This is a genomic window from Streptomyces sp. CB01249 (genome assembly GCF_001905735.1).
Classification (GTDB): domain Bacteria; phylum Actinomycetota; class Actinomycetes; order Streptomycetales; family Streptomycetaceae; genus Streptomyces.
Window position 1 is genome coordinate 469981 of sequence record NZ_LISW01000001.1, and the last position, 26466, is coordinate 496446.

General features: G+C 73.7%; 22 protein-coding genes. 15 read left to right on the top strand and 7 right to left on the bottom strand.

Going from position 1 to position 26466, the window contains the following annotated elements; all coding sequences use genetic code 11:
• The 4 genes from AMK18_RS01925 to AMK18_RS01940 all read left to right on the top strand — a co-directional run bounded on the left by AMK18_RS01925 (position 1) and on the right by AMK18_RS01940 (position 5549).
• The gene (locus tag AMK18_RS01925; RefSeq protein WP_073861393.1) at positions 1-2103 is read left to right on the top strand and encodes a bifunctional serine/threonine-protein kinase/ABC transporter substrate-binding protein; all 2103 of its coding nucleotides are present in this window, start codon (positions 1-3) and stop codon (positions 2101-2103) included.
• Positions 2104-2341: 238 nt separating this feature from the next.
• Entirely contained in the window at positions 2342-3370 is a 1029-nt protein-coding gene (gene tdh, locus AMK18_RS01930; protein ID WP_018100669.1) for an L-threonine 3-dehydrogenase, read from the top strand.
• A gap of 27 nt (positions 3371-3397) precedes the next feature.
• The gene (locus AMK18_RS01935; RefSeq protein ID WP_073861394.1) at positions 3398-4591 is read left to right on the top strand and encodes a glycine C-acetyltransferase; all 1194 of its coding nucleotides are present in this window, start codon (positions 3398-3400) and stop codon (positions 4589-4591) included.
• A gap of 58 nt (positions 4592-4649) precedes the next feature.
• Complete coding sequence (locus tag AMK18_RS01940; protein ID WP_073861395.1) at positions 4650-5549, top strand: LysR family transcriptional regulator; 900 nt, start codon at positions 4650-4652, stop codon at positions 5547-5549.
• Between the two features lie 13 nt (positions 5550-5562).
• Here the strand turns inward: AMK18_RS01940 and AMK18_RS01945 are convergent, their stop codons facing one another.
• Positions 5563-5949, bottom strand: a complete 387-nt coding sequence (locus AMK18_RS01945) for a VOC family protein (protein WP_073861396.1) — start codon at positions 5947-5949, stop codon at positions 5563-5565.
• 60 nt (positions 5950-6009) lie between these two features.
• On the opposite strand from AMK18_RS01945, the gene AMK18_RS01950 reads away from it, so the two are divergent.
• Together AMK18_RS01950 and AMK18_RS01955 are read left to right on the top strand one after the other, a co-directional pair.
• Positions 6010-6621, top strand: a complete 612-nt coding sequence (locus tag AMK18_RS01950) for a nucleoside/nucleotide kinase family protein (RefSeq protein WP_073861397.1) — start codon at positions 6010-6012, stop codon at positions 6619-6621.
• Positions 6622-6688: 67 nt separating this feature from the next.
• On the top strand, positions 6689-7816 hold the full coding sequence (locus AMK18_RS01955) for an aminopeptidase P family protein (protein WP_073861398.1): 1128 nt from the start codon (positions 6689-6691) through the stop codon (positions 7814-7816).
• 17 nt (positions 7817-7833) lie between these two features.
• Here AMK18_RS01955 and treZ read toward each other — a convergent pair whose 3' ends face one another.
• Both treZ and AMK18_RS01965 read right to left on the bottom strand, forming a co-directional pair.
• A complete protein-coding gene (gene treZ, locus AMK18_RS01960) occupies positions 7834-9594 on the bottom strand; it encodes a malto-oligosyltrehalose trehalohydrolase (RefSeq protein ID WP_073861399.1) in 1761 nt (586 codons plus the stop codon).
• A 65-nt stretch (positions 9595-9659) separates the two neighbouring features.
• A complete protein-coding gene (locus AMK18_RS01965) occupies positions 9660-10616 on the bottom strand; it encodes a GNAT family N-acetyltransferase (RefSeq protein WP_073861400.1) in 957 nt (318 codons plus the stop codon).
• 165 nt (positions 10617-10781) lie between these two features.
• Between AMK18_RS01965 and AMK18_RS01970 the strand changes: the two genes are divergently transcribed.
• The gene (locus AMK18_RS01970) at positions 10782-11348 is read left to right on the top strand and encodes a DUF1707 and FHA domain-containing protein (RefSeq protein WP_018100661.1); all 567 of its coding nucleotides are present in this window, start codon (positions 10782-10784) and stop codon (positions 11346-11348) included.
• A 9-nt stretch (positions 11349-11357) separates the two neighbouring features.
• On the opposite strand, the gene AMK18_RS01975 is transcribed toward AMK18_RS01970, so the two are convergent.
• Entirely contained in the window at positions 11358-12380 is a 1023-nt protein-coding gene (locus AMK18_RS01975) for an FAD-dependent oxidoreductase (RefSeq protein WP_073861401.1), read from the bottom strand.
• An 88-nt stretch (positions 12381-12468) separates the two neighbouring features.
• Here AMK18_RS01975 and AMK18_RS01980 point away from each other — a divergent pair, with 88 nt between their 5' ends.
• The 3 genes from AMK18_RS01980 to AMK18_RS01990 all read left to right on the top strand — a co-directional run bounded on the left by AMK18_RS01980 (position 12469) and on the right by AMK18_RS01990 (position 15192).
• On the top strand, positions 12469-13368 hold the full coding sequence (locus AMK18_RS01980) for a LysR family transcriptional regulator (protein WP_073861402.1): 900 nt from the start codon (positions 12469-12471) through the stop codon (positions 13366-13368).
• A gap of 31 nt (positions 13369-13399) precedes the next feature.
• Positions 13400-14044, top strand: a complete 645-nt coding sequence (locus AMK18_RS01985; RefSeq protein WP_241836426.1) for a hypothetical protein — start codon at positions 13400-13402, stop codon at positions 14042-14044.
• A 152-nt stretch (positions 14045-14196) separates the two neighbouring features.
• Positions 14197-15192, top strand: coding sequence for a cytochrome P450 (locus tag AMK18_RS01990; protein WP_073861404.1), 996 nt, complete (start codon positions 14197-14199; stop codon positions 15190-15192).
• A gap of 3 nt (positions 15193-15195) precedes the next feature.
• Here AMK18_RS01990 and treY read toward each other — a convergent pair whose 3' ends face one another.
• Positions 15196-17562 (bottom strand): malto-oligosyltrehalose synthase, encoded by a 2367-nt coding sequence (gene treY, locus AMK18_RS01995; protein WP_073862277.1) that lies wholly within the window; start codon positions 17560-17562, stop codon positions 15196-15198.
• Between the two features lie 91 nt (positions 17563-17653).
• Positions 17654-19810 (bottom strand): glycogen debranching protein GlgX, encoded by a 2157-nt coding sequence (glgX, locus tag AMK18_RS02000; RefSeq protein ID WP_073861405.1) that lies wholly within the window; start codon positions 19808-19810, stop codon positions 17654-17656.
• Between the two features lie 367 nt (positions 19811-20177).
• Between glgX and AMK18_RS02005 the strand changes: the two genes are divergently transcribed.
• Entirely contained in the window at positions 20178-21410 is a 1233-nt protein-coding gene (locus AMK18_RS02005) for an SAV2148 family HEPN domain-containing protein (RefSeq protein ID WP_073862278.1), read from the top strand.
• A gap of 67 nt (positions 21411-21477) precedes the next feature.
• A complete protein-coding gene (locus tag AMK18_RS02010) occupies positions 21478-22206 on the top strand; it encodes a 3'-5' exonuclease (RefSeq protein WP_073861406.1) in 729 nt (242 codons plus the stop codon).
• Between the two features lie 187 nt (positions 22207-22393).
• Here AMK18_RS02010 and AMK18_RS02015 read toward each other — a convergent pair whose 3' ends face one another.
• Positions 22394-23260 (bottom strand): phosphotransferase enzyme family protein, encoded by an 867-nt coding sequence (locus AMK18_RS02015; protein ID WP_073861407.1) that lies wholly within the window; start codon positions 23258-23260, stop codon positions 22394-22396.
• Between the two features lie 124 nt (positions 23261-23384).
• On the opposite strand from AMK18_RS02015, the gene AMK18_RS02020 reads away from it, so the two are divergent.
• Genes AMK18_RS02020 through AMK18_RS02030 form a run of 3 tightly spaced genes read left to right on the top strand, consistent with a single transcriptional unit; the run spans position 23385 to position 26445 of the window.
• Positions 23385-24317: a carbohydrate ABC transporter permease gene (locus AMK18_RS02020; RefSeq protein WP_026171190.1), complete on the top strand. Its 933-nt coding sequence runs from the start codon at positions 23385-23387 to the stop codon at positions 24315-24317.
• Positions 24314-25153 (top strand): carbohydrate ABC transporter permease, encoded by an 840-nt coding sequence (locus AMK18_RS02025; RefSeq protein WP_073861408.1) that lies wholly within the window; start codon positions 24314-24316, stop codon positions 25151-25153. Before AMK18_RS02020 ends, AMK18_RS02025 begins: the two co-directional genes overlap by 4 nt.
• The gene (locus AMK18_RS02030) at positions 25153-26445 is read left to right on the top strand and encodes an ABC transporter substrate-binding protein (protein ID WP_073861409.1); all 1293 of its coding nucleotides are present in this window, start codon (positions 25153-25155) and stop codon (positions 26443-26445) included. Before AMK18_RS02025 ends, AMK18_RS02030 begins: the two co-directional genes overlap by 1 nt.
• Positions 26446-26466: the final 21 nt, after the last annotated feature.

Sequence of the window (26466 nt, forward strand, 5' to 3'; positions counted from 1 at the left end):
ATGCGACCGCTCACCTCGGAGGACCCGCGCGCCATCGGCGCGTACCGCACCCTCGTCCGCCTCGGCGCCGGCGGCATGGGCGTCGTCTATCTGGCGCGTACGTCCGGAGGCGCGCTCGCCGCCGTGAAGGTGATCCACGCCGAGCACGCCGCCGACCCCGGATTCCGGGCCAGGTTCCGGCGCGAGGCCGAGGCCGCGGCACGGGTCACCGGCCCCTGGACCGTCCCGGTGACCGGCGCGGACACCGAGGCTCCGGAACCCTGGCTGGCCACCGCCTTCGTGCCGGGCCCCTCCCTCGGGGAAGCCGTCGGAACCGGGGGGCCACTGCCCACCGCCACGCTCCGGGCCCTCGGCTCGCGGCTGGCCGAAGCGCTCGTCGCGGTGCACGCGGCGGGCCTCGTGCACCGCGACGTCAAGCCGGGCAACGTGCTCCTCGCGCTCGACGGACCCCGCCTCATCGACTTCGGCATCGCCCGCCACGAGGGCGCCACCGCGCTCACCGCCACCGACGTCGTGATCGGCACACCCGGCTACCTGGCCCCCGAACAGGCCGTGGCGGGGCCGGTCGGACCCGGCTGCGACGTGTTCTCGCTGGGCTGCGTGCTCGTGTACGCGGCGACGGGGCGGCGCCCGTTCGGGGACGGCACCCCGGCCGCGGTGCTCTTCCGCACGGTGCACCAGGAACCGGACCTGGACGGGGTGCCGGACACGCTGCTGCCCCTGATCACGGCCTGTCTGGCCAAGGACCCCGCCGCCCGCCCCAGCGCCGGGGAGGTCGCGCGGTCCCTCGCGGACGGACCCGTGGACTGGGAGGTGCCCGGCCTCTCCACCACGATCGCCGCCCGCTCCGCCGCCGCCCTCGCCCTGCCCGACCCCGCACCGTCCACCGCTCCCGGGGACGTGGAACCACCGCGCCCGACCCGGCGACGCCTCCTGGCCGCCGGAGCGGCCGGCGCCGTCGCCCTGGCGGGCGGGGGGACCGCCTGGGTGGCCGCCACCCGGCGCGGCGGCACGTCACAGGCATCCCGCCCTCTTCCCGCGTACCGCATCGCCCTGCACGCGGATCTCACCGGCGCGGGCAGAGCTGCCGGCCGCGCCCACCAGCGCGGGGCGCTCCTCGCGATCGACGCCCACAACGCCCGCACGGACAAGACCTTCACGCTCGCCCTGCGCACCGAGGACGACGCCGGGGACCCCGCCCGCGCCCGCCGCGCCGCCGACCGGATCACCGCCGACGCCCGGGTGCTCGCCGTCATCGGCCCCACCTCGGAGGCCGTGGACGCCGGGATCGTCGGCCGTTACGAGAAGGCGCGCCTCGCCCAGATCGTCGTCGCGGCCGGGTCCGCCGACAGCGACGCGGCGGCCACGAAGTCCCTGTGCGTGCTGCGGCCGTACGATCCGGTGCTGGCCATCGGGCTCATCTCCTACCTGGCCCGGGTGCGGCCGGCCGACCACGTCGTCATCATCGAGGACCGCGCGGACGAGCGGGGCAGCTGGGCGATCAGGGACCACTTGCCGAAGGCCCCGGTCAACGGGGTCCCGTTCACGTCGGAGACCGTCGCCGCCACCGCCCGCACCTTCGCCCCGGCCGCCCGCGCGGCGGTCGCCGCCGGGGCGGGGGCGGTCGTCTACGCCGGATCGTCCGCCGCCCGGGGCGCCCGCTGCGCCAAGGACCTCGTCGCCGCCGGTTTCACCGGCACCGGGATGTCGGTCGGCCCCGTCCTCGCCCCGGCCTTCCTCCGGGACGCGGGCGAGGCCGCCGAGGGCTGGGTCTTCGCCGAGGCGTACACCGACCCGGCGGCCCTTCCGGCGGCCGAGGCGTTCACCGCCGCGCACCGCGAACGGTTCGGTGCGCCGCCCGCCACCTGGGCCGCCGAGACGTACGACGCGGTGGGCCTGATCGCGCGGGCCGCCCGCACCACCAGCGCCGTCGACGCCCCGCGCGACGGGGTGGCCGGAAGGATCCTGAGCACCACGTACCAGGGCATCACCCGAAGCCTGTCCTTCTACGGCATCCACCAGGTGCGGCCCGAGTCGGGCATCTTCCTCCACCGGGTCGACGGGGGACGGGCCCGCTTCCTCGGGCTCCACACCTCGGTGTGAGCGGGCCGGTCCGCCGAACGGAGCACGGTGTGAAGCGGAGCTGCGGTCCCGCTTAAGAAAACCTCGATGGACCTGGGGCGCGGGGTACGGCAGATTGCTCCGTGACGGCGGAGGATGGTGCGCGGCAGCCGGTGCGAGCGCGCTGCCATGCCGTCCCTCTCATCCTTCCCCGGGCCGCAGGCTTCCTCTGGCATGCCCCCGGCCCGGGGAGCTCAACGCCGTACAGGGAGCCGCAGCCGTGAAGGCACTCGTGAAGCAGAAGGCCGAGCCCGGACTCTGGCTGATGGACGTCCCGGAGCCCGAGACCGGCCCCGGTGACGTACTGATCAAGGTCCTGCGCACCGGCATCTGCGGGACCGACCTGCACATCCGCAACTACGACGGCTGGGCGCAGCAGGCCATCTCCACCCCGCTCGTCCTCGGCCACGAGTTCGTCGGCGAGGTCGCCGCGATCGGCGCGGACGTGGCCGACATCGCCGTCGGCGACCTGGTCAGCGGCGAGGGCCACCTCGTCTGCGGCAAGTGCCGCAACTGCCTGGCCGGCCGCCGCCACCTCTGCCGCTCCACGCTGGGTCTCGGCGTCGGCCGCGACGGCGCCTTCGCCGAGTACGTCGCGCTGCCCGCGTCCAACGTGTGGGTGCACCGGGTCCCCGTCGACCTCGACGTCGCCGCGATCTTCGACCCGTTCGGCAACGCCGTCCACACCGCGCTGTCCTTCCCGCTCGTCGGCGAGGACGTCCTGATCACCGGCGCCGGCCCGATCGGCATCATGGCCGCCGCCGTCGCCAAGCACGCCGGGGCCCGCAACGTCGTCATCACCGACGTCAGCGAGGCCCGCCTGGAGCTGGCCCGCAAGGTCGGCGTCAGCCTGGCGCTCAACGTCGGCGAGCACACCATCGCCGACGGCCAGCAGGAGCTGGGTCTGCGCGAGGGCTTCGACATCGGCCTGGAGATGTCCGGCCGCCCCGAGGCGATGCGCGACATGATCGCGAACATGACGCACGGCGGCCGGATCGCCATGCTCGGCCTCCCCGCCGAGGAGTTCGCCGTCGACTGGGCCCGGATCGTCACCTCGATGATCACGATCAAGGGCATCTACGGCCGCGAGATGTACGAGACCTGGTACGCCATGTCCGTCCTGCTGGAGGGCGGCCTCGACCTCGCCCCCGTGATCACCGGCCGGTACGGCTACCGCGACTTCGAGGCGGCCTTCGACGACGCGGCGAGCGGGCGCGGCGGCAAGGTCATCCTCGACTGGACCGTCTGACCTCCTCACCTCCCTAAGGAATCCGGCATGTTCGACTCCGTACGCGACGATCTGCGCACCACCCTCGAAGAGATCGAGGCGGCCGGGCTGCACAAGCCCGAGCGCGTCATCGGCACCCCGCAGTCCGCGACCGTGGCCGTCACCGCAGGGGGCCGCCCCGGCGAGGTGCTGAACTTCTGCGCCAACAACTACCTGGGCCTCGCCGACCACCCCGAGGTCATCGCCGCCGCGCACGAGGCGCTGGACCGCTGGGGCTACGGCATGGCCTCGGTCCGCTTCATCTGCGGCACCCAGGAGGTCCACAAGGAGCTGGAGCAGCGGCTCTCCTCCTTCCTGGGCCAGGAGGACACGATCCTCTACTCCTCCTGCTTCGACGCCAACGGCGGCGTGTTCGAGACGATCCTCGGCGCCGAGGACGCGGTCATCTCCGACGCCCTCAACCACGCCTCGATCATCGACGGCATCCGCCTGTCGAAGGCCAAGCGCTTCCGCTACGCCAACCGCGACATGGCCGACCTGGAGAAGCAGCTCAAGGAGGCGTCCGGGGCCCGGCGCCGCCTGATCGTCACCGACGGCGTCTTCTCCATGGACGGTTACGTCGCTCCGCTGCGCGAGATCTGCGACCTGGCCGAGCGCTACGACGCCATGGTCATGGTGGACGACTCGCACGCCGTCGGCTTCGTCGGCGCCGGCGGGCGCGGCACGCCGGAGCTGCACGGCGTCATGGACCGCGTCGACATCATCACCGGCACCCTCGGCAAGGCGCTCGGCGGCGCCTCCGGCGGTTACGTCGCGGCCCGCGCCGAGATCGTCGCCCTGCTGCGCCAGCGCTCGCGCCCGTACCTCTTCTCGAACTCGCTCGCCCCGGTCATCGCCGCCGCCTCACTCAAGGTCATCGACCTCCTGGAGTCCGCCGGCGACCTGCGCGAGCGGCTCAACGCCAACACCGCGCTCTTCCGCTCCCGGATGACCGAGAACGGCTTCGACATCCTGCCCGGCGACCACGCCATCGCCCCCGTCATGATCGGGGACGCGGCGAAGGCAGGCCGGATGGCGGAGCTGCTCCTGGAGCGCGGTGTGTACGTGATCGGGTTCTCGTACCCGGTCGTCCCCCAGGGCGCGGCCCGCATCCGCGTCCAGCTCTCCGCGGCGCACTCCACGGAGGACGTGAACCGCGCGGTCGACGCGTTCGTCGCGGCGCGCGCCGAGCTGGAGGGCTAGTCCCCGGCTGGTCGCGGGGGCGGTCAGGGCGCCCCCGCGACCTGGGACAATGGGTCACATGATCGATGCACGGCGGCTGCGCGTCCTGCGTGCCGTGGCGGACCACGGCACGGTGACCGCCGCGGCCGCCGCCCTGTACCTGACCCCGTCCGCCGTCTCCCAGCAGCTCGCCGCCCTGGAGCAGGAGACCGGCCACCGGCTGGTCGAACGCGGCTCGCGCGGGGCCAGGCTCACCCCGGCCGGGGAGATCCTGCTCACCCACACCAACGCGGTCCTGGCCCAGCTGGAACGGGCGGAGGCCGAGCTCGCCGCGTACGGCTCCGGCGAGGCCGGTACGGTCACGGTCGCCGCGTTCGCCACCGGCATCGGCCTGGTGCTCGCCCCCGCCATCGCCGCGCTGGGCCGGACCGCACCCGGCATCAAGGTCCGCGTCCAGGACGCCGAGGGCGACGCGAGCGTCCCCATGGTCCTGGACCGGCAGGTCGACGTGGCCGTCGCCGTCGAGTACCGGGGCGCCCCCGGCGAGGACGACCGCCGCCTCACCCGCGTCCCCCTCTACTCCGAGCCGTTCGACGCGGTGCTCCCGGTGGGCCACCGGCTGGCGGGCCAGGAGCAGGTGGCCGTCGCCGAGCTGGCCAAGGACGCCTGGATCGGGCCGTACCCGGGCAACCCCTGCCACGACGTGGTGGTCCTGGCCTGCGAGTACGCCGGTTTCGCACCGAACCTCGAACACTCCTCGGACGACTTCCACGCGGTCGTCGCCCTCGCCGGAGCGGGGGCCGGAGTGGCCCTGGTGCCGCGTACCGCCCTGCGCGGCATGGCCCTGACCGGCGTGGTGGTCCGCCCGGTGCGCGGGACCGCCCCCACCCGCCGGGTCTTCGCGGCGGTGCGCCGGGGCGCCGAGGCCCACCCGCTGATCGCACCGGTCCTGGAGGCGCTGGCGGGCGCGGCGGGCTGAGGGGCGGTCTCCGTCACGCCGGCTGGAGCAGGTCCCAGCGGTTGCCGTACAGGTCCTCGAAGACCGCGACCGAGCCGTAGACCTCGTGGCGCGGCTCCTCCAGGAAGCGCACCCCGGCCGCCGTCATCCGGGCGTGGTCGCCCGCGAAGTCCTCGGTGTGCAGGAAGAAGCCGACCCGGCCCCCGGTCTGCGCGCCGACGCTCGCCGCCTGGGCCCCGTCCTTGGCGCGGGCCAGCAGCAGCCCCGTGCCCTCGGTGCCCCGGGGCCGCACCACCACCCAGCGCGAGCCGTCGCCCCGGTCGGTGTCCTCGACCAGCTCGAAGCCGAGGGCCCCGGTGTAGAAGGAAAGGGCCTCGTCGTAGTCGCGGACGACCAGCGTGACCAGGGCGATGTGGGCCATGGAACTCCTCGCGGTGCGGATGGGGGGACGGGGCGCCCGCCCGGACGCGACACTATCCGCATGGACCTCCCCGACCTCACCGCCCGCGCGCACCGCCTCGCCCGGGCCGGCGGGCGGCGCGTCCTCGGGATCGCCGGGCCGCCCGGAGCCGGCAAGTCGACCCTGGCCGAGCACATCGCCGACGCGCTCGGGCCGCTCGCCGTCGTCGTGCCCATGGACGGCTTCCACCTCGCCGGGGCGGAGCTCGTACGCCTCGGCCGGACCGGCCGCAAGGGCGCGCCCGACACCTTCGACGCCGCCGGTTACGTGGCCCTGCTCCTGCGCCTGCGCGCCCCCGAGCCCGGCACCGTCGTGTACGCCCCCGCCTTCGACAGGTCCCTGGAGGAACCGGTCGCCGGGGCGATCCCCGTACCGCCCGAAGTCCCGCTCGTCGTCACCGAGGGCAACTACCTGCTGTACGACGAAGGGCCTTGGGCCCCGGTCCGCGGGCTGCTGGACGAGGCGTGGTACCTGGACCCGGCCGACGCGGTGCGCGTGCCCCGGCTTGTCGCCCGGCACGTGCGGTACGGGAAGGCCCGGGCCGACGCCGAGCGCTGGGTGGCGCGGTCCGACGAGGCCAACGCCCGGCTCGTCGCGGCCGGCCGCGACCGGGCCGACCTCGTCGTCCGCTGACCCGCTCGCGCGCGCACCGGCGGGCGGGCAGGATGGGAGGGCCGTTCCGTGCCGTCAGGAGGCCCCCATGCCCACGAACCAGCCCGTGCCGTTCACCGCCGACGACTACCGGGCCCGGATGGCACGGGCCGCCGAGAGCGCCGCCGCGGCCGGGCTCGCCGGGGTGCTGGTCGCGCCCGGCCCCGACCTGGTGTACCTGACGGGCTACCAGCCGACCGCGATCACCGAACGCCTCACCCTCCTCGTCCTCGCGGCGGACCGGGATCCCGTCCTCGTCGTGCCGACGCTGGAGGCGCCGGACGCGGCGAAGGCCGTCGGCGCGCCCGCCCTGACCCTGCGCGACTGGACGGACGGCAAGGACCCGTACGAGGTCACCGCCCCGCTGCTGGAGGCGCGGGGCCGGTTCGGGATCAGCGACAACGCCTGGGCGATGCACCTGCTCGGCCTCCAGCAGCGGCTGCCCGACTCCTCGTACGCCTCGCTCACCCAGGCGCTCCCGATGCTGCGCGCGGTGAAGGACGCCCACGAGCTGGACCGGCTCGCCGCCGCCGGGGCCGCCGCCGACGCCGCGTACGAGGAGATCCTGAAGGTCCGCTTCTCCGGCCGGAAGGAGACCGAGGTCGCCGCGGACCTGGCCCGGCTGCTCACCGAACACGGGCACTCCCAGGTCGACTTCACCGTGGTCGGCTCCGGCCCCAACGGCGCCAACCCGCACCACGAGGCCGGTGAACGCACCATCGAGCAGGGCGACATGGTCGTCCTCGACTTCGGTGGCCTCAAGCACGGCTACGGCTCCGACACCTCCCGTACCGTCCACGTCGGCGAGCCCACCGCCGAGGAGCAGCGGGTCCACGACATCGTGCGCGAGGCGCAGCAGGCGGGCTGCGCGGCGGTGCGCCCCGGCGTCGCCTGTCAGGAGATCGACCGGGCCGCCCGCGCGGTCATCACCGAGTTCGGCTACGGGGAACGCTTCATCCACCGCACCGGCCACGGCATCGGCGTCACCACCCACGAACCGCCGTACATGATCGAGGGCGAGGAGCAGCCGCTGGTGCCCGGGATGTGCTTCTCGGTGGAGCCCGGCATCTATCTGCCGGGCCGGTTCGGGGTCCGGATCGAGGACATCGTGACCGTCACCGAGGACGGCGGGCGGCGGCTCAACGCCACCGCCCGCGAACTCGCGATCGTGGAGTAGCCCGGCAGCCCTCCGTCTCAGTCGTCGGCGAGGACCACGCAGGACTCCGGCGGCAGGTGCAGCATCCCGTCCGGGCCCGGCGGGTCCACCGGCAGCCACGCGGCCAGGACCCGCCCCGGACCGCCCCGGTGCCGCCCGTTGCCCAGCGGGATCGCGGCCGGCTCCGCTTTGAGATTGACCGCGATCCGCAGGTCGCCCCGGCGTACCGCGAGCCACCGCGCCTCGTCGTCGTACGCGGCCTTGACGCTCGCCAGGTCCGGGTCGCGCAGGTCCGGCAGGGTGCGGCGCAGGGCGATCAGCTCGCGGTACCAGGCGTACAGCCGGGCGTGCGGTTCGTGGTGGAGCTCGTCCCAGTCCAGGCAGGAGCGGGCCCGGGTGGCCGGGTCCTGCGGGTCCGGGATGTCCTCCTCCGCCCAGCCGTGCGCCCCGAACTCCCGCCGCCTGCCCGTGCGTACGGCCTCCGCCAGCTCCGGGTCCGTGTGGTCGGTGAAGAACTGCCAGGGGGTGCGGGCGCCCCATTCCTCGCCCATGAACAGCATCGGGGTGAAGGGGCCGGTCAGTACGAGGGCCGCCGCGCAGGCCAGCAGCCCGGGGGAGAGTGAGGCGGCGAGCCGGTCGCCGAGGGCCCGGTTGCCGATCTGGTCGTGCGTCTGGGCGTAGCCGACGAAGCGGTGGGCGGCGCTGCGGGTGACGTCGACGGGGCGGCCGTGCGTACGGCCCCGGAAGCTGGAGTACGTGCCGTTGTGGAAGAAGGCGCTCGTCATCGTCTTGGCGAGCCCGGCCAGCGGGGCGGCCGCGAAGTCCGCGTAGTAGCCCTGGGACTCACCGGTCAGCGCGGTGTGCAGGCAGTGGTGGAAGTCGTCGTTCCACTGCGCGTGCAGCCCGAGCCCGCCCTCCTCGCGCGGGGTCGTGGTGCGCGGGTCGCACAGATCGGACTCCGCGATCAGGGGCAGCGGGCGCCCCAGCTCGGCGGCGAGCGCGTCGGCCCCGGCGGACAGTTCCTCCAGGTAGGTCAGCGCCCGGGTGTCGGCCAGGGCGTGCACCGCGTCGAGCCGCAGCCCGTCGAGCCGGTAGTCCCGCAGCCAGGCGAGCGCGCTGCCCAGCAGATACGCCCGGACCTCGTCGGAGCCCGGCGCGTCCAGGTTGACCGCCGCGCCCCACGGGGTGTGGTGCGTCTCGGTGAAGTACGGGCCGAACGCGGGGAGGTAGTTCCCGGACGGGCCCAGGTGGTTGTGAACGACGTCCAGGACGACGGCTAGCCCGAGACCGTGCGCCGTGTCGACAAAGCGCTTAAGCCTCTCGGGGCCGCCGTACGGCTCGTGGACGGCCCACAGCGACACCCCTTCGTACCCCCAGCCGTGCACCCCCGGGAACGGGCACACCGGCATCAGCGACACATGGGTGACGCCCAGCTCCGCGAGATGGCCGAGCCGGTCCGCCGCCGCGTCGAACGTGCCCTCGGCGGTAAACGTGCCGATGTGCAGCTCGTACAGGACCGCCCCGGGCAGCTCGCGCCCCGCCCACTCCGAGCGCCAGGCGTACGCGTCGTGGTCGACCACCGCCGACTCGCCGTCGGGGCCGTCCGGCTGGCGGCGCGAGCGGGGGTCGGGGCGCACGGGACCGCCGTCCAGGGCGAAGCCGTAGCGGTCGCCGTCGGCGGCCTCCGCCTCGGCGGTCCACCAGCCGGGCCGGTCCGGATCGGGCTCCATGGGCCGCAGTTCGCCCGCCAGCCGCAGCGCGGCCGACCCCGCATCGGGTGCCCATACCTCGAACAACATGCAGCACTCCCTCGCTCCCGGGCCCGGTCGCCCCGGCCCATGGTGCTACGGAGGCGAGGCGCCCGTCAGGCGTCCCACACCATGTCGAAGGCGCGCTCGAAATTGACGTAGCCCAGCCGGGCGAACGCCTTCGCCATCGGCACGTTTCCGAGGTCCGTCGCCGCCCGGATGCGCTCCACCCCGTCCTGCGCGGCCAGTATCCGCGTCCCCTCGGCGAGGATGTCGTCGATGTGGCCGTGGCCGCGGTGGGCGGGCAGCACACCGATGTACGCGATGATCGGGTTGTAGTCGTTGCGGGCCGGGATCACGAAGCCGACCGGCTCGCCGTCCGGGAGCTCCGCGACGCGCCACCACTCCCGGGGCGTCGCGTACCCGGCCAGCTCCTCGTCGTAATGCTTCTCGGCGGCCTGGCGCGGCGTCAGGCCGGACGCCAGGTCCTGTTGCCCGTGCGCGTCGAGGGTCCCCTCCATCACGGGCGTCATCAGCGCGAGCAGGTCCTCGCGCCCCGCCACCGGCCGGAACCGCAGCCGCCCGCTCGCGGCCGGCACCGGGGTCCCCGCCCGCCACTCCAGGCGCAGCCGCTCCACGAGCATCCGGGCCCCGGTGCGCTCCATGACCCGGATCCGGGCCTCGACGGCCTCGCGGACTTCCGGGTCCACGCGCCAGTCGGGCGGCACGAACCGCCCGTACTCGGGGCGCGGCGCCCCGGCCGGGACGACGGCGGCCGTGGCCGTCTCGACCAGCCGCAGCCCGGTCTCCTCGCGCTCGGCGGGCGGCAGGGTGTCGTCCAGGTCGAAGAAGTCGAGCAGCAGCGGCGCCGCGCCGTCCCTGCTCCACCAGGCGATGCGCGCCACCACGCGGTCGCCGCGCAGCGCCACCCACATCCATTCCGGGCGGCGGCGGCCCGTGGTGAGATCGTCGGCCAGCTCGTGGTCGAGGACGTAGGGGAGTTCGAGGAAGAGCTTCAGCTCCTCGGGGCCGGTCAGCGGACGGATGGTCAGATCAAGCGGTGCGTCGGGCACTGAGCTCCAAAGGTGAAGGGGCGCGTCACGGGGGTCCCCGGACGGCAGCGGCCGACCCTAGCAACGTTCCGTACGGGCCGCCCCTGGTTATCCGGTGCAGGTCAGAGGTGCCGGAAACCGGGGTTCTTCTGGACACCCCGGGGCCGTCGGACCGACAATCGAGCCGTGACGTCCCCGTTCGAGTACCACACGCCCACCGCGCGCCTGTCCGACGCGCAGCGCGACCGTGTTCTCGGTGAGCTCAGGGAGGGCGCCGCCCAGGGCAAGCTCTCCCAGGACACCTTCATGCAGCGCATGGAGGTGGCCCTGACGACCACCCGCCCCGAGGAGCTGGAAGCCCTCACCAAGGACCTGGAGCGCGAGGGCCGTTGGTCGCGACAGCTGCTGCGCGTCGTCGGCGGGATCTCCGGCTTTCCCGAGCGGGTCCGCCGGGCCTGGCGGGCGGAGCGGCTCCCCAAGCTGCTGCTGCCCGCCCCCAGCCCGGCCCCCCTGCGCATCGGCCGCGACCCGGGCAACGGACTGCGGCTCAGCCACGAGACCGTCTCCCGGATGCACGCGGAGCTGACCGCGCACGGCGACCGCTGGCTGCTGCGGGACCTCGGCTCGACCAACGGCACCTGCGTCAACGGGCAGCGCGTCACCGGCACGGTCCCGGTGCGCGAGGGGGACCAGGTGAGCTTCGGCCGCATGATGTTCCGGCTCTCCGCCCCGGCGCTCCGGCCGCCCGCCTGACGCGCCCGGTCACGCCTGCTGGTGCAGCCCCCGGCCCGCCAGGGTGAGGAACGACTCGCCGACCGCCTCGGAGAGCGTCGGGTGCGGGTGGATGTGCTGGGCCACGTCGAAGGGTTCCGCGTCCCAGCCGACGATCAGCTGGGACTCGGCGATCATCTCCGAGACGTGCGGCCCGACCAGATGCACGCCGAGCACCCGCCCGTCCCGCTCGGCGACCACCTTCACCATGCCGCCCTGCCCGTGCACCATGCCCTTGGCGACGGCGGTGAGCGGCAGGGTGTTGACCACCACGTCGTGGCCCGCGTCGCGCGCGGCCGCCTCGGAGAGCCCCACCGCCGCCGTCTGCGGTGCCGAGTACGTGACCCGGGGCACCGCGTCGTAGTCCACCGCCGTCGTACGGCGCCCCGCCAGGGCCTCCGCGACCAACAGGCCCTCCGCGAACGAGGCGTGGGCGAGACCGAGGGACGGCGGCGGCAGCAGATCGCCGACCACGTGGATGCCCGGCACCGGCGTCTCCAGCCGCGACCAGTCCGCCGGTGCCACGTACCCCCGCCCGTCCGCCGCCAGGCCGGGCAGCATCCGGGGCCGCGAGCCGGTCGCCAGGACGATGCCGCGCCGGGCGGCCACCTCCCCGTACCCCTCGATCCGCACCGTGCGCGGCCCGGTCAACTCGGCTCCGCCCGCCACCACTTCCACCCTTGCGTGCGCCAAGTGGGCCTGCACGCCCCGGTGGTTGCGGGCCACGATGTCGTCGCGGGTGGCGACCAGCGCCGGCCAGTCCACCGACTCCAGCACCGCCTTCACGCCCCACCGCTCACGCGCCTCCGCGATGCCGTCGACCAGTTCGGCCGCGTGCAGCATCGCCTTGCTCGGGATGCAGCCCCGGTGCAGACAGGTCCCGCCCACCTTGTCGCGCTCCGCGAGCACCACGCTCAGCCCGAGCCCGGCCGCCCGCAGCGCCGTCGAATAGCCCCCGGTCCCGCCGCCGATGACGACGACGTCCGCTTCCCCCACCCGCTGGTCCTGTGTCATGGCTCCCACCCTCCGCCCGCTCCTTGCCATGAGTCCAAGGCAATGTTTGTGTGGTTTCCATGCACGGAGCTCATGGGAAGAGGGCGCGATGAGCCTGCGGCAGATGGAGTACTTCCTCACCGTGGTCGAGGAGGCGTCCTTCACCCGGGCCGCCGAACAGCTCCACGTCACCCAGCCCGCGCTCTCCCACCAGATCAAGGCCCTGGAACGGGCCGTCGGCGGGCCCCTGCTCGAACGGCTGCCGCGCGGCGCGCGGCTCACCGCGATGGGCCGCGCCTTCCTGCCGCACGCCGAACGCTCCGTGCGCAGCGCCGCCCAGGCCCGCCGCGCCGCGCGCGCCGCCGCCGGTGCGCAGGGCGGCGAACTCCACATCGCCACCGTCCACGCCATCGCCGTCGGCATCCTCCCCGACGTCTTCGCCCGCTGGCGGACCGCCCACCCCGGCGTCGCCCTCGTGCTGCACGAGTACGCCACCACCGAGGCCCTGGAGGACCGGATCGAACGGGGCACCGCCGACCTCGCCGTCGGCCCGCCGCCCGCCCGCTGGAGCGGCCCGGTCGTCCCCATCGGCGCGGAGGACATCGTCCTCGTCGTCCCCTTCGACGACCCCCTCGCCGGACGCGCCTCGGTCCGCCTCCAGGAGTTGGCCGACCGCTTCTGGGTGCGCTGCGCCATGGAACCGCTCGTGGACGGCGTCCCGTTCCTCGACCGCGCCTGCGCCCGGGCCGGATTCCGCCCGCGTACGGCGGTGCGCACCGAGCACACCTCCACGGCGGTACGCATGGCGGCGGCCGGGGTCGGCGTCACCACCGCCCCGGCCCACGTCGTACGGGGAGCGGTCGGCGAGGACTGCGCGGTGCTCGCCGTGGACCCGCCGTGGGCCCGCCCGCTCGCCGTCTTCTCCCGGGTGGAGCAGGCCGGGGCGGCCGCCGCCTTCACCGAACTCCTCGCCGCGTCCTGGCCGCCCGGACCACGGACCGGCCGCTGAGCCGGGCGGGGCGGTTGTCTATGCTGCCCCGATGACTGCCGTGGACATGAAGAAGGCGCCGCGTCCGACCGTGGGCCGGGGCCCGTACTTCCTGATCACCCTCGCCGTGGTGGTCCTCGGCTGGGTCATCGCCGCGGTCAACACGGGCGTCTCCTACCTCGCCCTCGACCTGGTCGCCGTCCCCATCGTCACCGGCCTCATCGGCTGCCTCGGCTTCGTCATAGTCCTGCGTTTCCTGCACTGCGCCTGGTGGCTCGCCGCCCTCTCCGCGCTTCCGGCGCTGCTGGTGCTCGTCGGCTCGGTCCAGTACGCGCCCGAGGCCGTGCTCGACGGCCGGGGCGTGCGCGAGACCGCCCGCATCACGGCCGACAGCGCCGCCACGAGCGGCAGTTCCCACCACCGCTTCACCCTGGAAGGCCGTCTGGGTGAGCTCGAGGAGACCCTGGACTACGACGGGGACAACCCCGACTGGGCCGTGGGCGACCGGATCGAGGTCATCAGCGACCCGAAGGGCGTCGTCCCGATGGCGGCCGCGTCCGACGTCGACCCGGGCGACCGCCTCGCCATGCTGGTCGCGGGCGCCGTCGGCTGGACGTGCCTCACCCTCCTGGCCGGTCTGCGCGGGTTCGTACGACGTCGCGCGGGCCGGCGGCCCGTCTTCGACAGCCTCGACTGAGCGGCGCCGGGAGCGCGCGCACCGCCACCCCGGCCGACCCCCGCGATGTCACCCGAACGGCCGCGCGCCGACTGTGACGCGACCGTTCAGGTGATGCCCTGAGGGGGACCGCGCCGTCCACCGGCGCACCGACTCGCCCCGGGGGAACCGCCATGCAGGCAGACGCGCCCCGAGACATACCGGCCCCGACCACCTCGCCCGAGCCACGCGCCCACGCCACCCGTTCCGCCAGGTCCCGCAGGACCGGCCGGGCCTGCACCGGGCCCAGCCTCCTCGCGCGCGGCGCGGCCCGCGACCCGTACCGCTTCTACCGGATGCTGCGCGAGCAGTACCCGCTCAGCTACGACGCGCCCCTCGGCGCCTGGCTGGTCAGCCGGTACGACGATGTGACCACCGCCCTCGCCGACCCCCGGTTCACCGGCTTCCCGCAGGACGGGGCGCCCCGGGGCGGGCCCGCGCCGCTCGGCCTGTGCCACGGCAGCCCGCGCTGTCTGCCCGCCGACCGCTACACCGTGGTGACCGGCACGGTCCCGGACGGACTCGCCGAGCGCGTGGAGCGCACCGCGTTCGTGCTCGCCCGGCGGATCGCCCGCTCCTCCCGGGCCGACCTGGTCGAGGAGTTCTGCCGCTGGCTGCCCGCCGCACCGGCCGGTGACGGGCCCTGCGGCCGGGACACCGCGCTGCGCCGGACCGTGCTCGCCTCGCTCCTCGCCAACCTGCTGGACGACCCCGACCTGCTGGCCGCCCTGCGCGTCGAACCCGCGCTCACCGGCCGGGCCTGGACGGAGTCGCTGCGCCGCGATCCGCCGGTCCAGGTCGTCCTGCGCCGCACGGTCACCGAGGTCGCCCTCAGCGGCGGCACCCTCCCCGCGCGGGCGCCCGTCGCCTGTCTCGTCGGGGCCGCCGCGCGCGACCCGGGGCGGTTCGCGGCCCCGGACGCGTTCGATCCGTTCCGCCCGGACCAGGACCGCGCGCTGACCGGCCCGGCGGGCTGCCCGGCCGTGGCGCTCAGCCGCCTGGAGGCCGAACAGGGGCTGCGCGCCCTGCTCGACGCGATGCCCCGGCTCCGCTGGGCGGAGGGCTTCCGCCCGGCCGCCACGGGCCTGCTGACGCGCGGCCCGCGCTCCCTGATCGTCCGGCCGGGCTGAGCCTCACCCCCGTACGAGCAACGCCACCGGCCGGTCCGCGAACAGCTCCGCCACCTCCGCCGTGCCGCCGGTGAACTCCCTGCCCGGCGTGAGGAGATCCCGCCACACGCCCGCGTCGGGCAGGGCCAGCCGCGTCCCGCGCCAGCCGCCCGACTCCGCGAGCCGCAGCGACAGCCGGGTCACCGCCGTGACGACCTCCCCGGACCGGCAGAAGGCCACACAGTGCGCGGCCGCCGGGCCCGAGGCGCGCAGCGGGGCGTACGTGCCCGACTCGCCGAACACCGCGGGCCGCTCCCGCCGCAGCCGCAGCGCCACTCCGGTCAGCTCGGCCTTCTCGTCGGCGGGCGCGTCCGGCGACGGCTCCCGGAACGGCCGCCGGTTGTCCGGGTCGACCAGCGCCAGATACGCGCGCTCGGTGCCCTGGTAGAGGTCCGGCACCCCCGGCATCGTCAGGTGCACCAGAGCCGCGCCCAGCGACTGCGCCCGCACATGCACGGCGAGCGGGGCGGCGAACTCCTCCACGAGGGATCGCACCGGGCCGGTGTCCGCGGCGGGCCCGGCCGCGACGAAGTCCGACGCCACCCGCTCGTACACCGGATCGGGCTCCGTCCAGCTGGTGAAGAGCCCCGACTCGCGCACCGCCTTCAGCAGCGCCGGTTCCAGCCGCGCCGCCCGCTCCTCCGCCGGGATCCCCACGCAGCCGACCGCCGTCTGCCACGCCTGCCAGGCCAGCTGCGGATCGGGCGCGGCCTGGGCGGACCGCCCGAGCCCCGCCACCAGACCCGCCCACCGCCCCGGGCACTGCGAGAGCACCGCGATGCCCGCCCGGACCTCCGCGCTGCGCTTCGTGTCATGCGTCGTCAGCGCCGTCCCGGTGGCGGGCCAGTCGCGGGCCAGGCGGGTGCAGAAGGCGTGGAAGTCCTCCGGCTCGACCGCCGGGTGCCCCGGGTCGCCGCCCACCTCGTTCGCCGAGATCAGCGGCAGATAGCGGTAGTACGCGGTGTCCTCGACGGCCTTCGCCCGCAGCGCGGACGAGGTCTGGGCGAACCGGGCGCAGAACGCCGCCCGGTCCGCGCCGCCACCGAGCCGCCCCAGCGCCAGGTCCCGCACCACGTCGACCGCCGAGGCCTCCTCGCGTACCGCGAACGCCGCTTTGGCGTCGCTCACCGTCGTCGCGTCGAGCGTCGCCTCGGCCGCCTCCGAGCAGGGGCCGCCCGCCGTCACGTACGGGCGGTAGACCGGGACGCGCACCAGCAGCTCGCGCACGGCGGTGCGCAGCGCCCAGGGGGCGTGGTCGCGCAGCGCGGGGTCCTGGGCGCAGATCCGGGAGGCGAGGCGGGTCAGCAGCTCGGTCTCCGCCGCCAGTTCATGGGTGACGACGCGGTACGCGGCCCGGCGCACGGTCGCCGTCCAGTAGCCGCCCCGGTCACCGGCCGGGGACGCGGCCTCGTGGTAGTGGCCCAGCAGCTCGGCGGCGCCCTGGGGGTCGGTGAAGAGGCCGTCGATCCGGTACAGCGCGTCGTAGCCCGTGGTCCCGGCCACCGCCCATCCGGCCGGCAGCGGCTCGGAGCCGGTGAGGATCTTCTCCACCACCGTCCACACCCCGCCGCTCGCCTCGGAGAGCCGTTCCAGATAGCCCGCCGGGTCGGCGAGACCGTCCGGGTGGTCGATCCGCAGACCGTCGACCACCCCGTCCCGGACCAGTTCGAGGATCTTGCCGTGGGTGGCGGCGAAGACCTCCGGGTCCTCCACCCGCACCCCGATCAGCTCCGAGATGGTGAAGAACCGCCGGTAGTTCAGCTCGGTACGGGCCAGCCGCCACCAGCCGAGCCGGTAGTGCTGGGCGTCCAGCAGCTCCGGGAGCGGGAGGTGGGCGGTGCCGTCGCGGAGCGGGAACTCCTGCTCGCCGTAGCGCAGCACCTCGCCGTCGACCCGCATCCGCTCCATCTCGTCGCCGATCCGGCCGCCCAGCACCGGCAGCAGCAGCCGCCCGTCACCGGCCGCCCAGTCGATGTCGAACCAGCGGGCGTAGGGGGAGTCCGGGCCCTCGCGCAGCACCTCGCGCAGGGCGTGGTTGTGGACGGGATCGGCCGCCATGTGGTTGGGCACGATGTCGAGGACCAGGCCGAGCCCGTGCTCCCGCGCGGTGCGCGCCAGGCGCCGCAGCCCCTCCTCCCCGCCCAGCTCGTCCCGGACCCGGCCGTGGTCGGTGACGTCGTAGCCGTGCCGGGAGCCCGGCACCGCTTCCAGGACCGGGGAGAGATGCAGATGGGAGACGCCGAGCGAGGCGAGGTACGGCACGGCGTTCTCGGCGGCGCGGAACGGGAACTCCGGCTGGAGCTGGAGCCGGTACGTGGCGGTAGGCGTCATGAAGACCTTCGTACCCACATCGGGGCCGCCTGTGTCACCCCGCCCGGCACAAGGGCACGACGGGGTGACACGGGCGGGCCCGCGCGACCGGTCAGGCCGGGCGTTGCAGCACCACCATGCTCCGGCCCACCAGCGTCACCCGGTCGCCCGCCGCCACCTTCGGTCCGGCCCCGGGCAGCACCCCGGCCGGGCGCGCGGTGTCCACGACGGCGTGCCACTGCCGGCCGTGGTTGACCGGCACCGCGAATTCCAGGGTCTCCGCGCTCGCGTTGAACATCAGCAGGAACGAGTCGTCCGAGATCCGCTCCCCGCGCGGCCCCGGCTCCGAGATCGCGTGCCCGTTCAGGAAGACGGTCAGGGCCTTCGCGTGGGCGGCCTGCCAGTCCCGCTGCGTCATCTCCTCGCCCTCGGGCGTGAACCAGGCGATGTCGGACAGCTCGTCGTGCGTGCCCTCCACCGGGCGGCCGTGGAAGAACCTGCGGCGCCGGAAGACCGGGTGGTCGCGGCGCAGCCACACCATCGCCCGGGTGAACTCCAGCAGGCTCATGTCCTCGGGCTCGGCGCTCTCCTCCTCGCCGTCCTCGCCCACCGCGGCGGCCGGTTCGGGCCAGTGCACCCACGACAGTTCGTTGTCCTGGCAGTAGGCGTTGTTGTTGCCCTGCTGGGTACGCCCGAACTCGTCGCCGTGACTGAGCATCGGCACGCCCTGCGACAGCATCAGCGTGGCGAGGAAGTTGCGCATCTGACGCTCGCGCAGCTCCAGCACCTCGGTCCGGTCCGTCTCGCCCTCGGCGCCGCAGTTCCACGAGCGGTTGTGGCTCTCGCCGTCCCGGTTGCCCTCGCCGTTGGCCTCGTTGTGCTTGTCGTTGTACGAGACCAGGTCGTGCAGGGTGAAGCCGTCGTGGCAGGTGGTGAAGTTGATCGAGGCGAGCGGGCGCCGCCCGTCGTCCTGGTACAGGTCCGAGGATCCGGTCAGCCGCCCGGCGAACTCGGCCAGGGTCCGGGGCTCGCCCCGCCACAGGTCGCGGACCGTGTCCCGGTACTTGCCGTTCCACTCGGTCCACAACGGCGGGAAGTTCCCCACCTGGTAGCCGCCCTCGCCCACGTCCCAGGGCTCGGCGATCAGCTTGACCTGGCTGACCACCGGGTCCTGCTGCACCAGGTCGAAGAACGACGACAGCCGGTCCACCTCGTGGAACTGCCGGGCCAGCGTGGCCGCCAGGTCGAAGCGGAAGCCGTCCACATGCATCTCGGTCACCCAGTACCGCAGCGAGTCCATGATCATCTGGAGCACGTGCGGCGACCGCATGAGCAGCGAGTTCCCGGTGCCCGTGGTGTCCATGTAGTACCGCTGGTCGTCGGTCAGCCGGTAGTACGAGGCGTTGTCCAGGCCCCGGAACGACAGCGTGGGCCCGAGGTGGTTGCCCTCGGCGGTGTGGTTGTAGACCACGTCGAGGATGACCTCGATGCCCGCCTGGTGCAGGGCGCGCACGGCCTGCTTGAACTCCAGGACCTGCTCGCCCCGGTCGCCCCAGGAGGCGTAGGCGTTGTGCGGGGCGAAGAATCCGATCGTGTTGTAGCCCCAGTAGTTGGCGAGCCCCGCGTCCGCCAGCCGGTGGTCCTGGACGAACTGGTGCACCGGCATGAGCTCGATCGCCGTGACGCCCAGCTCCGTCAGATGCGCGATGATCTCCGGATGCGCCAGCCCGGCGTACGTGCCGCGCAGCTCCTTCGGCAGCCCCGGATGGAGCATCGTCAGGCCCTTCACATGGGCCTCGTAGATCACCGTGCGGTGGTAGTCCGTACGGGGGCGCCGGTCGTCGCCCCAGTCGAAGTACGGGTTCACCACGACCGAGGTCATGGTGTGCGGGGCGGAGTCGAGATCGTTGCGCGCGTCGGGCTTCCCGAATGGGTAGCCGTAGACCTCCTCGCCCCACTTGATCCGCCCGGACACCGCGCGGGCGTACGGGTCGAGGAGCAGCTTCGCGGAGTTGCACCGGATGCCGTGCTCCGGTTCGTACGGGCCGTGCACGCGGAAGCCGTAGCGCTGACCGGGCATCACCCCGGGCAGATACGCGTGCCGGACGAACGCGTCGGTCTCCCTCAGCTCCACCGCCGTCTCGGAACCGTCGTCGTGCAGCAGGCACAACTCGATTCGGTGGGCGGCCTCCGAGAAGACCGCGAAATTGGTCCCGGCGCCGTCGTACGTGGCACCGAGCGGGTACGCCTGTCCCGGCCACACCTGCATGGATTCGACTCTTCCCGTCCTGCCGCGGTCGCCTGGCGAACTACGGGACCGCCTGGGGGCCCCGGGCCAGATCTTCCCCGAAAGAGCGCGCCTTACCTAGGACGTCGGCCCGTCGGTCAACCTCGTGCCTCTCCGTGTCGCCCGGAACCGGCCTCCGGCCGGGCCCCTGCCCGAGCTGTCCGGTTCGTGGCCCCGGCTGGGGTGTTTAATCCCTATGAATCCGCTCACTCCCGTCGAACCCGCCGACCGGAACAGGTTTGATTCCATGGGGAGTTGGTAAAGGAGCCTGCGCATCAGGCTGCACCGGCTCCCGCTCCCGGAGTACCCTTCCTTGATCGTTGGTGGGGGAGTGGAAGGCGGTGCGTGGGTGAGCTCGGGAGGGTTCGAGCTGCCCCCGGGTGACGCGGGTCACGAGGGGGACGTGGCCGAGGTCCCGCCCGGGGCGGTATCGCTGGCACAGCCCCTGGAGATCGGCGCGGAGCTGGACTGGGACGCCGACGCCTGGAGCGAGGTGCGCACGCGCGCGCAGCGGGCTGGGCGCGCCTATATCTGGCTGAATCTGGTCGAACAGCGGCTGCGCGCCGTCGTCGCGGCGGTGCTCCGGCCGATCTACGAGCCCGTCCACGGCGAGGACTGGGTGGTGGCCGCCGCCGGGCCCGTCGGACAGGAGTGGGTGCAGCGCGCGGTCGCCGTGCGCGAGGTCTCCCGCCGCAAGGGCTATCTGCTCGACCCGGCCGACGACAACGTCCTCAGCTTCCTCACGCTGCCCCAGCTCCGCGAGCTGATGGTCCAGCACTGGCCGTGCTTCGAGCCGTACTTCGACGACCGCCGCGATGTCGAACTGGCACTCGACGAGCTGGAGGTCGCGCGCAACGTCGTCTCTCGCAACCGCGCGCTCAACGAGGCGGTGCTCGCCCAGGCCGAGCGGGCCTCATCCCGGCTCCTGGAGATGCTGGGCAGCGGCGCGGGGGTGCCCTCCGCGGACCGGCTCCCGGTCGACGCGGTGGAGGAGCTGGTCGGCGACCGGTACGCGGACGTGGTCTCCGTCCACTCCGACCGGGTGCGCCTCCAGCGCCAGCTGCCCGCCGAGGACCTGTTCGGTGATGCCCGCAGGCTCGACGCGATCGGCATCGGGCTCAACCTGCTGGTGCAGAACTTCTCCGGACGCCGTCTCATCCGGCTCGCCGAGTCGGGCTGCCGGATCCGGCTGCTCTTCATCAACCCGGCCAGCAGCGCGGTCAAGCGCCGCGAGCGGGAGCTCGGCCTGAAGAAGGGCGAGCTGAGCCGGTCCGTCGAGATGAACATCCTGCACACCCGCCGGGTGCGCGCCAAGCTCCGGGACCCGGACGCGTTCCAGATCCACGTCTTCGACGAGACCCCGCGCTTCACGGCCTACCTGGTGGACGGCGACGGGGCCGACGCGGTCGGGGTCGTCCAGACCTATCTGCGCCGGGCGCGCGGCATGGAGGCGCCGGTGCTGGTGCTGCGCGGCGGCGGGCGTGCGGTGGTCCGGGCGGGGCAGGGGTACGAGCACGGGCTGTTCGAGACGTACCGCGAGGAGTTCGAGTCGGTGTGGACCGACTCCCGGCCGGTCTCCTGAGCGGCGTTGTCAGTGGCCCGTGCGAGGGTGGTCGTCATCCGGGGGAGCACCATGAAGGAGGTACGGGATGAGCTGGCACCGGCACGCGCTGGTCGGCTTCGATCTGGAGACGACGGGGACGGACCCGCTGGAGGCCCGCATCGTCACGGCCGCGGTGATCGCGGTGGACGACCGGGACGGTGAGCCGGTCGCCCGGCACACCTGGCTGGCCGACCCGGGCATCCGCATCCCGGCCCAGGCGTCCGCGATCCACGGCATCAGCAGCGAGCGGGCGGCGGCGGAGGGCCGGCCCGCGCGCGAGGTGGCCGACGAGATCGCCGACACGCTCGCCGGGTACTGGCGCCGGGGCGTCCCGGTCGTCGCGTACAACGCCGCGTTCGACCTGACGCTGCTCACGGCGGAGTTGGACCGCCACGGGCTGCCCCCGCTCGCCGACCGGCTGGGCGGCGCGGCCGTCGGACCCGTCATCGACCCGTACACCATCGACCGGGCGGTCGACCGCTACCGCAAGGGCAAGCGGAATCTGGAGGCGGTCTGCGTCGAGTACGGCGTGGTGCACGGCGGCGCGCACGACGCGGCGGCGGACGCGCTGGCCGCGGTGCGTGTGGCTTACGCGATAGCCGCCCGCCACCGTGCTGTGGCCGAACTCCCTCCGCCCGCCCTGCACGACCGACAGATCACGTGGCACGCGGAGTGGGCGGCGGACTTCCAGGCCTTCCTCCGCCGCAAGGGCACCCCCGACGCGGTGGTGGACGGCCAGTGGCCGGTCCGTGAGCCGATCCGCACGACGGCCTGATTCGCCTGTTGTCCTCAATCGCCGGACGGGCTTGAGTGGGCCGTCCTCGTGCGTCGGCTGGTTGCCGGACAGGCTCGGGTTTCTGCCCAAATCCCGGCTGCGGGAAGAATGCGACCGGCGGCACAATCAAGCCCGTCCGGCGATTGAGGACACACGCTAGTCCGGCGCGCCGGAGGACCGCACCGACTCAGAACGGATACCACCGCACCGACGCGTCCCCCTCCCGCAGCGACGCCACCCGGCGGCGGAACTCCGCGAGCGCGGCATCGTTCGAGGGCGCATGCTGTGCCACCCACGCACAGCTCGCCGTTTCGCGCGCCCCCCGCAACACCCCGCACCCGTCCCACTCCCGCACATCCCACCCGTACGCCGCGGTGAACGCGTCATACGCCTCGGCCGCCAGCCCGTACCGGTCGCGGGACAGTGCGAGGACCACCAGGTCGTGTTCGCGCAGGTCCGAGGAGAAGGTCTCCAGGTCGACCAGGACCGGCCCGTCCGGCCCGACATGGACGTTGCGCGCCAGCGCGTCCCCGTGGATCGGCCCGGGAGGCAGATGGGGGACCAGCGCCGCGGCCGCCGCCGCGAACCCGTCCCGCCGCTCGCGCAGATACGCCGCGTCCGCCGGATCGATCGCGTCGCCCGCCAGCCGCAGCCACCGCTCGACGCCGCCCAGCAGCTCCCGGCGCGGCAGCGCGAAGTCCTCCGGCACGGGCAGCGCGTGGACGGCGGTCAGCAGCGGGGCCAGATCGCGTGGCTCGGCGGGCCGGACCGCCTCGGGCAGCCGGTGCCACACGGTCACCGGGTGGCCCCCGACCAGCCGGGCGCCCTCCTCGGCGGCCCGCACGGCGGGGACACCGGAGGCGGCGAGCCACCGGGCGACGGCCACCTCGCGCTCGGCGCGTTCCAGCAGCTCGGGGTGGCTCACGGCGTCCCGGCCGACCTTGACCACGAGGCCGTCGGCCGTGAACACCGCGTTCTCGCCGAGCGCCAGCAGCTCCGCGTCACCGGGGAACCCGGCGGCGGCCAGCACCTCGCGCGCTTCCATCTCGTTCATGGTCCGATTTTCGCATCCGTGCAGGTTGCCTTGACGAACCGGCGGCCCGTCAGCACGATGACGGAGGCCCCTGAGCGGCCAGAACGGCAACAAGCCGGTCGAACGACGCAAAGGGGGCGTAAGTATGACATTGGCGAGTGCGACTGTACGGTCCGGGCGGGACGGCCCACCCGGCAAGGGCGCCGCCGACCGGGGCGCCGGGACCTGGTTCCTGGTCCTGCCCGCCCTCATCCCGATTCTGGTCCTGAGCGTCGGCCCGCTGCTCTACGGCATCGCGCTGGCCTTCACCGACGCCCAGTCCGGCCGCACCCGCGCCACGCAGTGGATCGGCACGCTGAACTTCCGGGACCTGCTGCACGACGGGCTGTTCTGGGAGTCGTTCCGGATCGGCCTGGTGTGGGCGGTTGGCGTCACCGTCCCGCAGTTCGTGCTCGCCCTGGGCCTCGCCCTGCTGCTCAACGAGAACCTGCGGATGCGCTGGCTGGCCCGCGCCCTGGCGATCATCCCGTGGGCGATGCCCGAGGTCGTCGTCGGCATCATGTGGCGGCTCGTCTACAACCCGGACGCCGGAATCCTCAACGAGACCATCCGCGATCTGGGGCTCGGGGACGGCCGGGACTGGCTCACCGGGCTGGCGACCGCGCTGCCCGCCGTGATCCTCGTCGGCGTCTGGTCCGGCATGCCGCAGACCACGGTCGCCCTGCTGGCCGGACTCCAGAACACCCCGCACGAACTCCACGAGGCCGCCGCGCTGGACGGGGCGGGCGCCTGGCGCCGGTTCCGCACGGTGACCTGGCCCGCGATCAGACCGGTCGCCCTGTCCATCACCGCGCTCAACTTCATCTGGAACTTCAACTCCTTCGCCCTGGTCTACGTCCTGACCAACGGCGGCCCCGGCGGCCGCACCCGGCTGCCGATGCTCTTCGCGTACGAGGAGGCTTTCCGCTACGGGCAGTTCGGCTACGCCGCCGCGATGGGCTGCGTCATGGTCGCCGTGATCTCCGTGATCCTCGCCGTGTATCTCGCCGGGCGGCTCAGGGGAGGCGACGACCGATGAGCATGCGTACCAGACGGTCCGTGCGCGCCGGGCAGTACGTGGCGCTGCTGTGCTACCTGATCTTCCTCGCGTTCCCCTTCCTGTGGCTGATCTCCACCGCCTTCAAGCCCGCCCCGGAGCTCGGCTCCCTGCATCCGACCTGGATTCCGCAGCACCCGACGCTGGACAACTTCCGGCAGGCGTTCGACGAGCAGCCGCTGCTGAGGGCCGCCGCCAACTCGCTGATCGCCGCGCTCTCGGCCGGGCTGATCGCCGTCCTGATCGCGACCCCGATGGCCTATGTGATGGCCCGCCACCGCACCCGCCTCTCCACCGCCGCCACCGGCTGGGTGGTGGTCAGCCAGGCGTTCCCCTTCGTCCTGCTGATCATTCCGCTCTTCCTGGTCCTGAAGAACCTGCACCTGATCAACACCCTCTGGGGCCTGATCCTGGTCTACGTGGTGTGGGCGCTGCCCTTCGCGCTGTGGATGCTCGTCGGTTACGTACGGGCCGTGCCGCGCGAGCTGGAGGAGGCGGCGGCGGTCGACGGGGCCGGGCGGCTGCGCACCCTGGTCTCGGTCACCGCCCCGCTGCTGGCCCCGGGCATCGTCGCCACGGCCCTCTTCGCGTTCATCACCGCGTGGAACGAGTTCTTCTTCGCGCTCGTCCTCCTCAAGACCCCGGAGAAGCAGACCTTGCCGGTCGTACTGACGCACTTCCTCGGCGCCGAGGGCGCCAGCGATCTCGGGCCGCTCGCCGCCGCCGCGTTCCTCGCCACCCTCCCCTCGCTCGTGCTGTTCGCCGTGATCCAGCGGCGGATCACCGGCGGCATGCTGGCCGGGGCGGTGAAGAACTGATGCGCGCGCTGGTACGTACGGCTGCCGCGGCGGCCACCGCGCTCGCGCTGCTGCTCACCGGCTGCGGCGGGCACGGCGACGGCGAGGCCGACGGGAAGGTCACCCTCCGCTTCCAGTCGCTGGCCTGGCAGAAGGAGTCCGTCGACATCAACAAGCAGCTGGTGAAGGAGTGGAACGCGGCCCACCCCGACATCCGGGTCGAGTACGTCCAGGGCAGCTGGGACAGCGTCCACGACCAGCTCCTCACCTCCTTCGAGGGCGGCGAGGCGCCCGACATCATCCACGACGCCTCCGACGACCTCGCCGACTTCGCGTACGGGGGCTATCTCGCCGACCTCCGCCCTCTCCTGCCGAAGGGGCTGACGGACGGCATCCCGCGCAACAGCTGGGAGACGGCCACCTTCGACGGCGGGGTGTACGGCGTGCCCTTCCTCCAGGAGCCCCGGGTCCTGATCGCCAACACCAAGCTCCTCAAGGCGTCCGGGGTCCGCATCCCCACCCCCGAAAAGCCGTGGAGCTGGACGGAGTTCCGGCAGGTGACCAAGGAGCTGACCGGCGAGGGCCGTTACGGGGTCGCCTGGCCGCTCAAGGAGCCGGTCTCCGTCACCCTCAACCTCGGCCTCTCGGCGGGCGGCGAGCTCTTCCACCGGGGCGCCGACGGCAAGGTCGCCGTCGCGATGGGGGAGGGCGAGCAGGTCGTCCCGGACACCATCCACGACCAGGTCAACACCGACCACAGCGCCGCCCGCACCGCGCTCGGCATGGGCGGCGGCGACACCCTGCCCGGCTTCTTCGGCGGCAAGTACGCGATGGTGCCGCTCGGGTTCTCGTACCGCCAGCAGATCGTGGAGCAGGCGCCGAAGGGCTTCGAGTGGACGGTGCTGCCCGCACCGGCGGGCCGGGACGGACTGGCCCAGGGGGTTAGCCCGCAGACCCTGTCCGTCGCCGAGGACAGCCCGCACAAGAAGGAGGCGGTGGAGTTCATCGACTTCCTGCTGCGGCCCGCCAACATGGTCCGGCTGGCCAAGGGGGACTGGATGCTGCCCACCGGCACCGAGGCGCTGGCCGACCCCTCCCTGCACACCGCGGACCGGGGCTGGGCGACCGGTGCCGCGCTGGCCGCCTCGCTGCGGTCCGCCCCGGCCCAGTCGGTGCGCGGCTACCCCGAGTGGAAGGACAAGGTGGCGACCCCGGCGCTCCAGGAGTACTACAGCGGGGCGATCGACGCGGCCGAGCTGAAGAAACGTCTGGTGACCGACGGCAACCGGGTCCTGGCCCGCTACCAGCGCTGAACGCGTGGGCCCTCCTCCCGG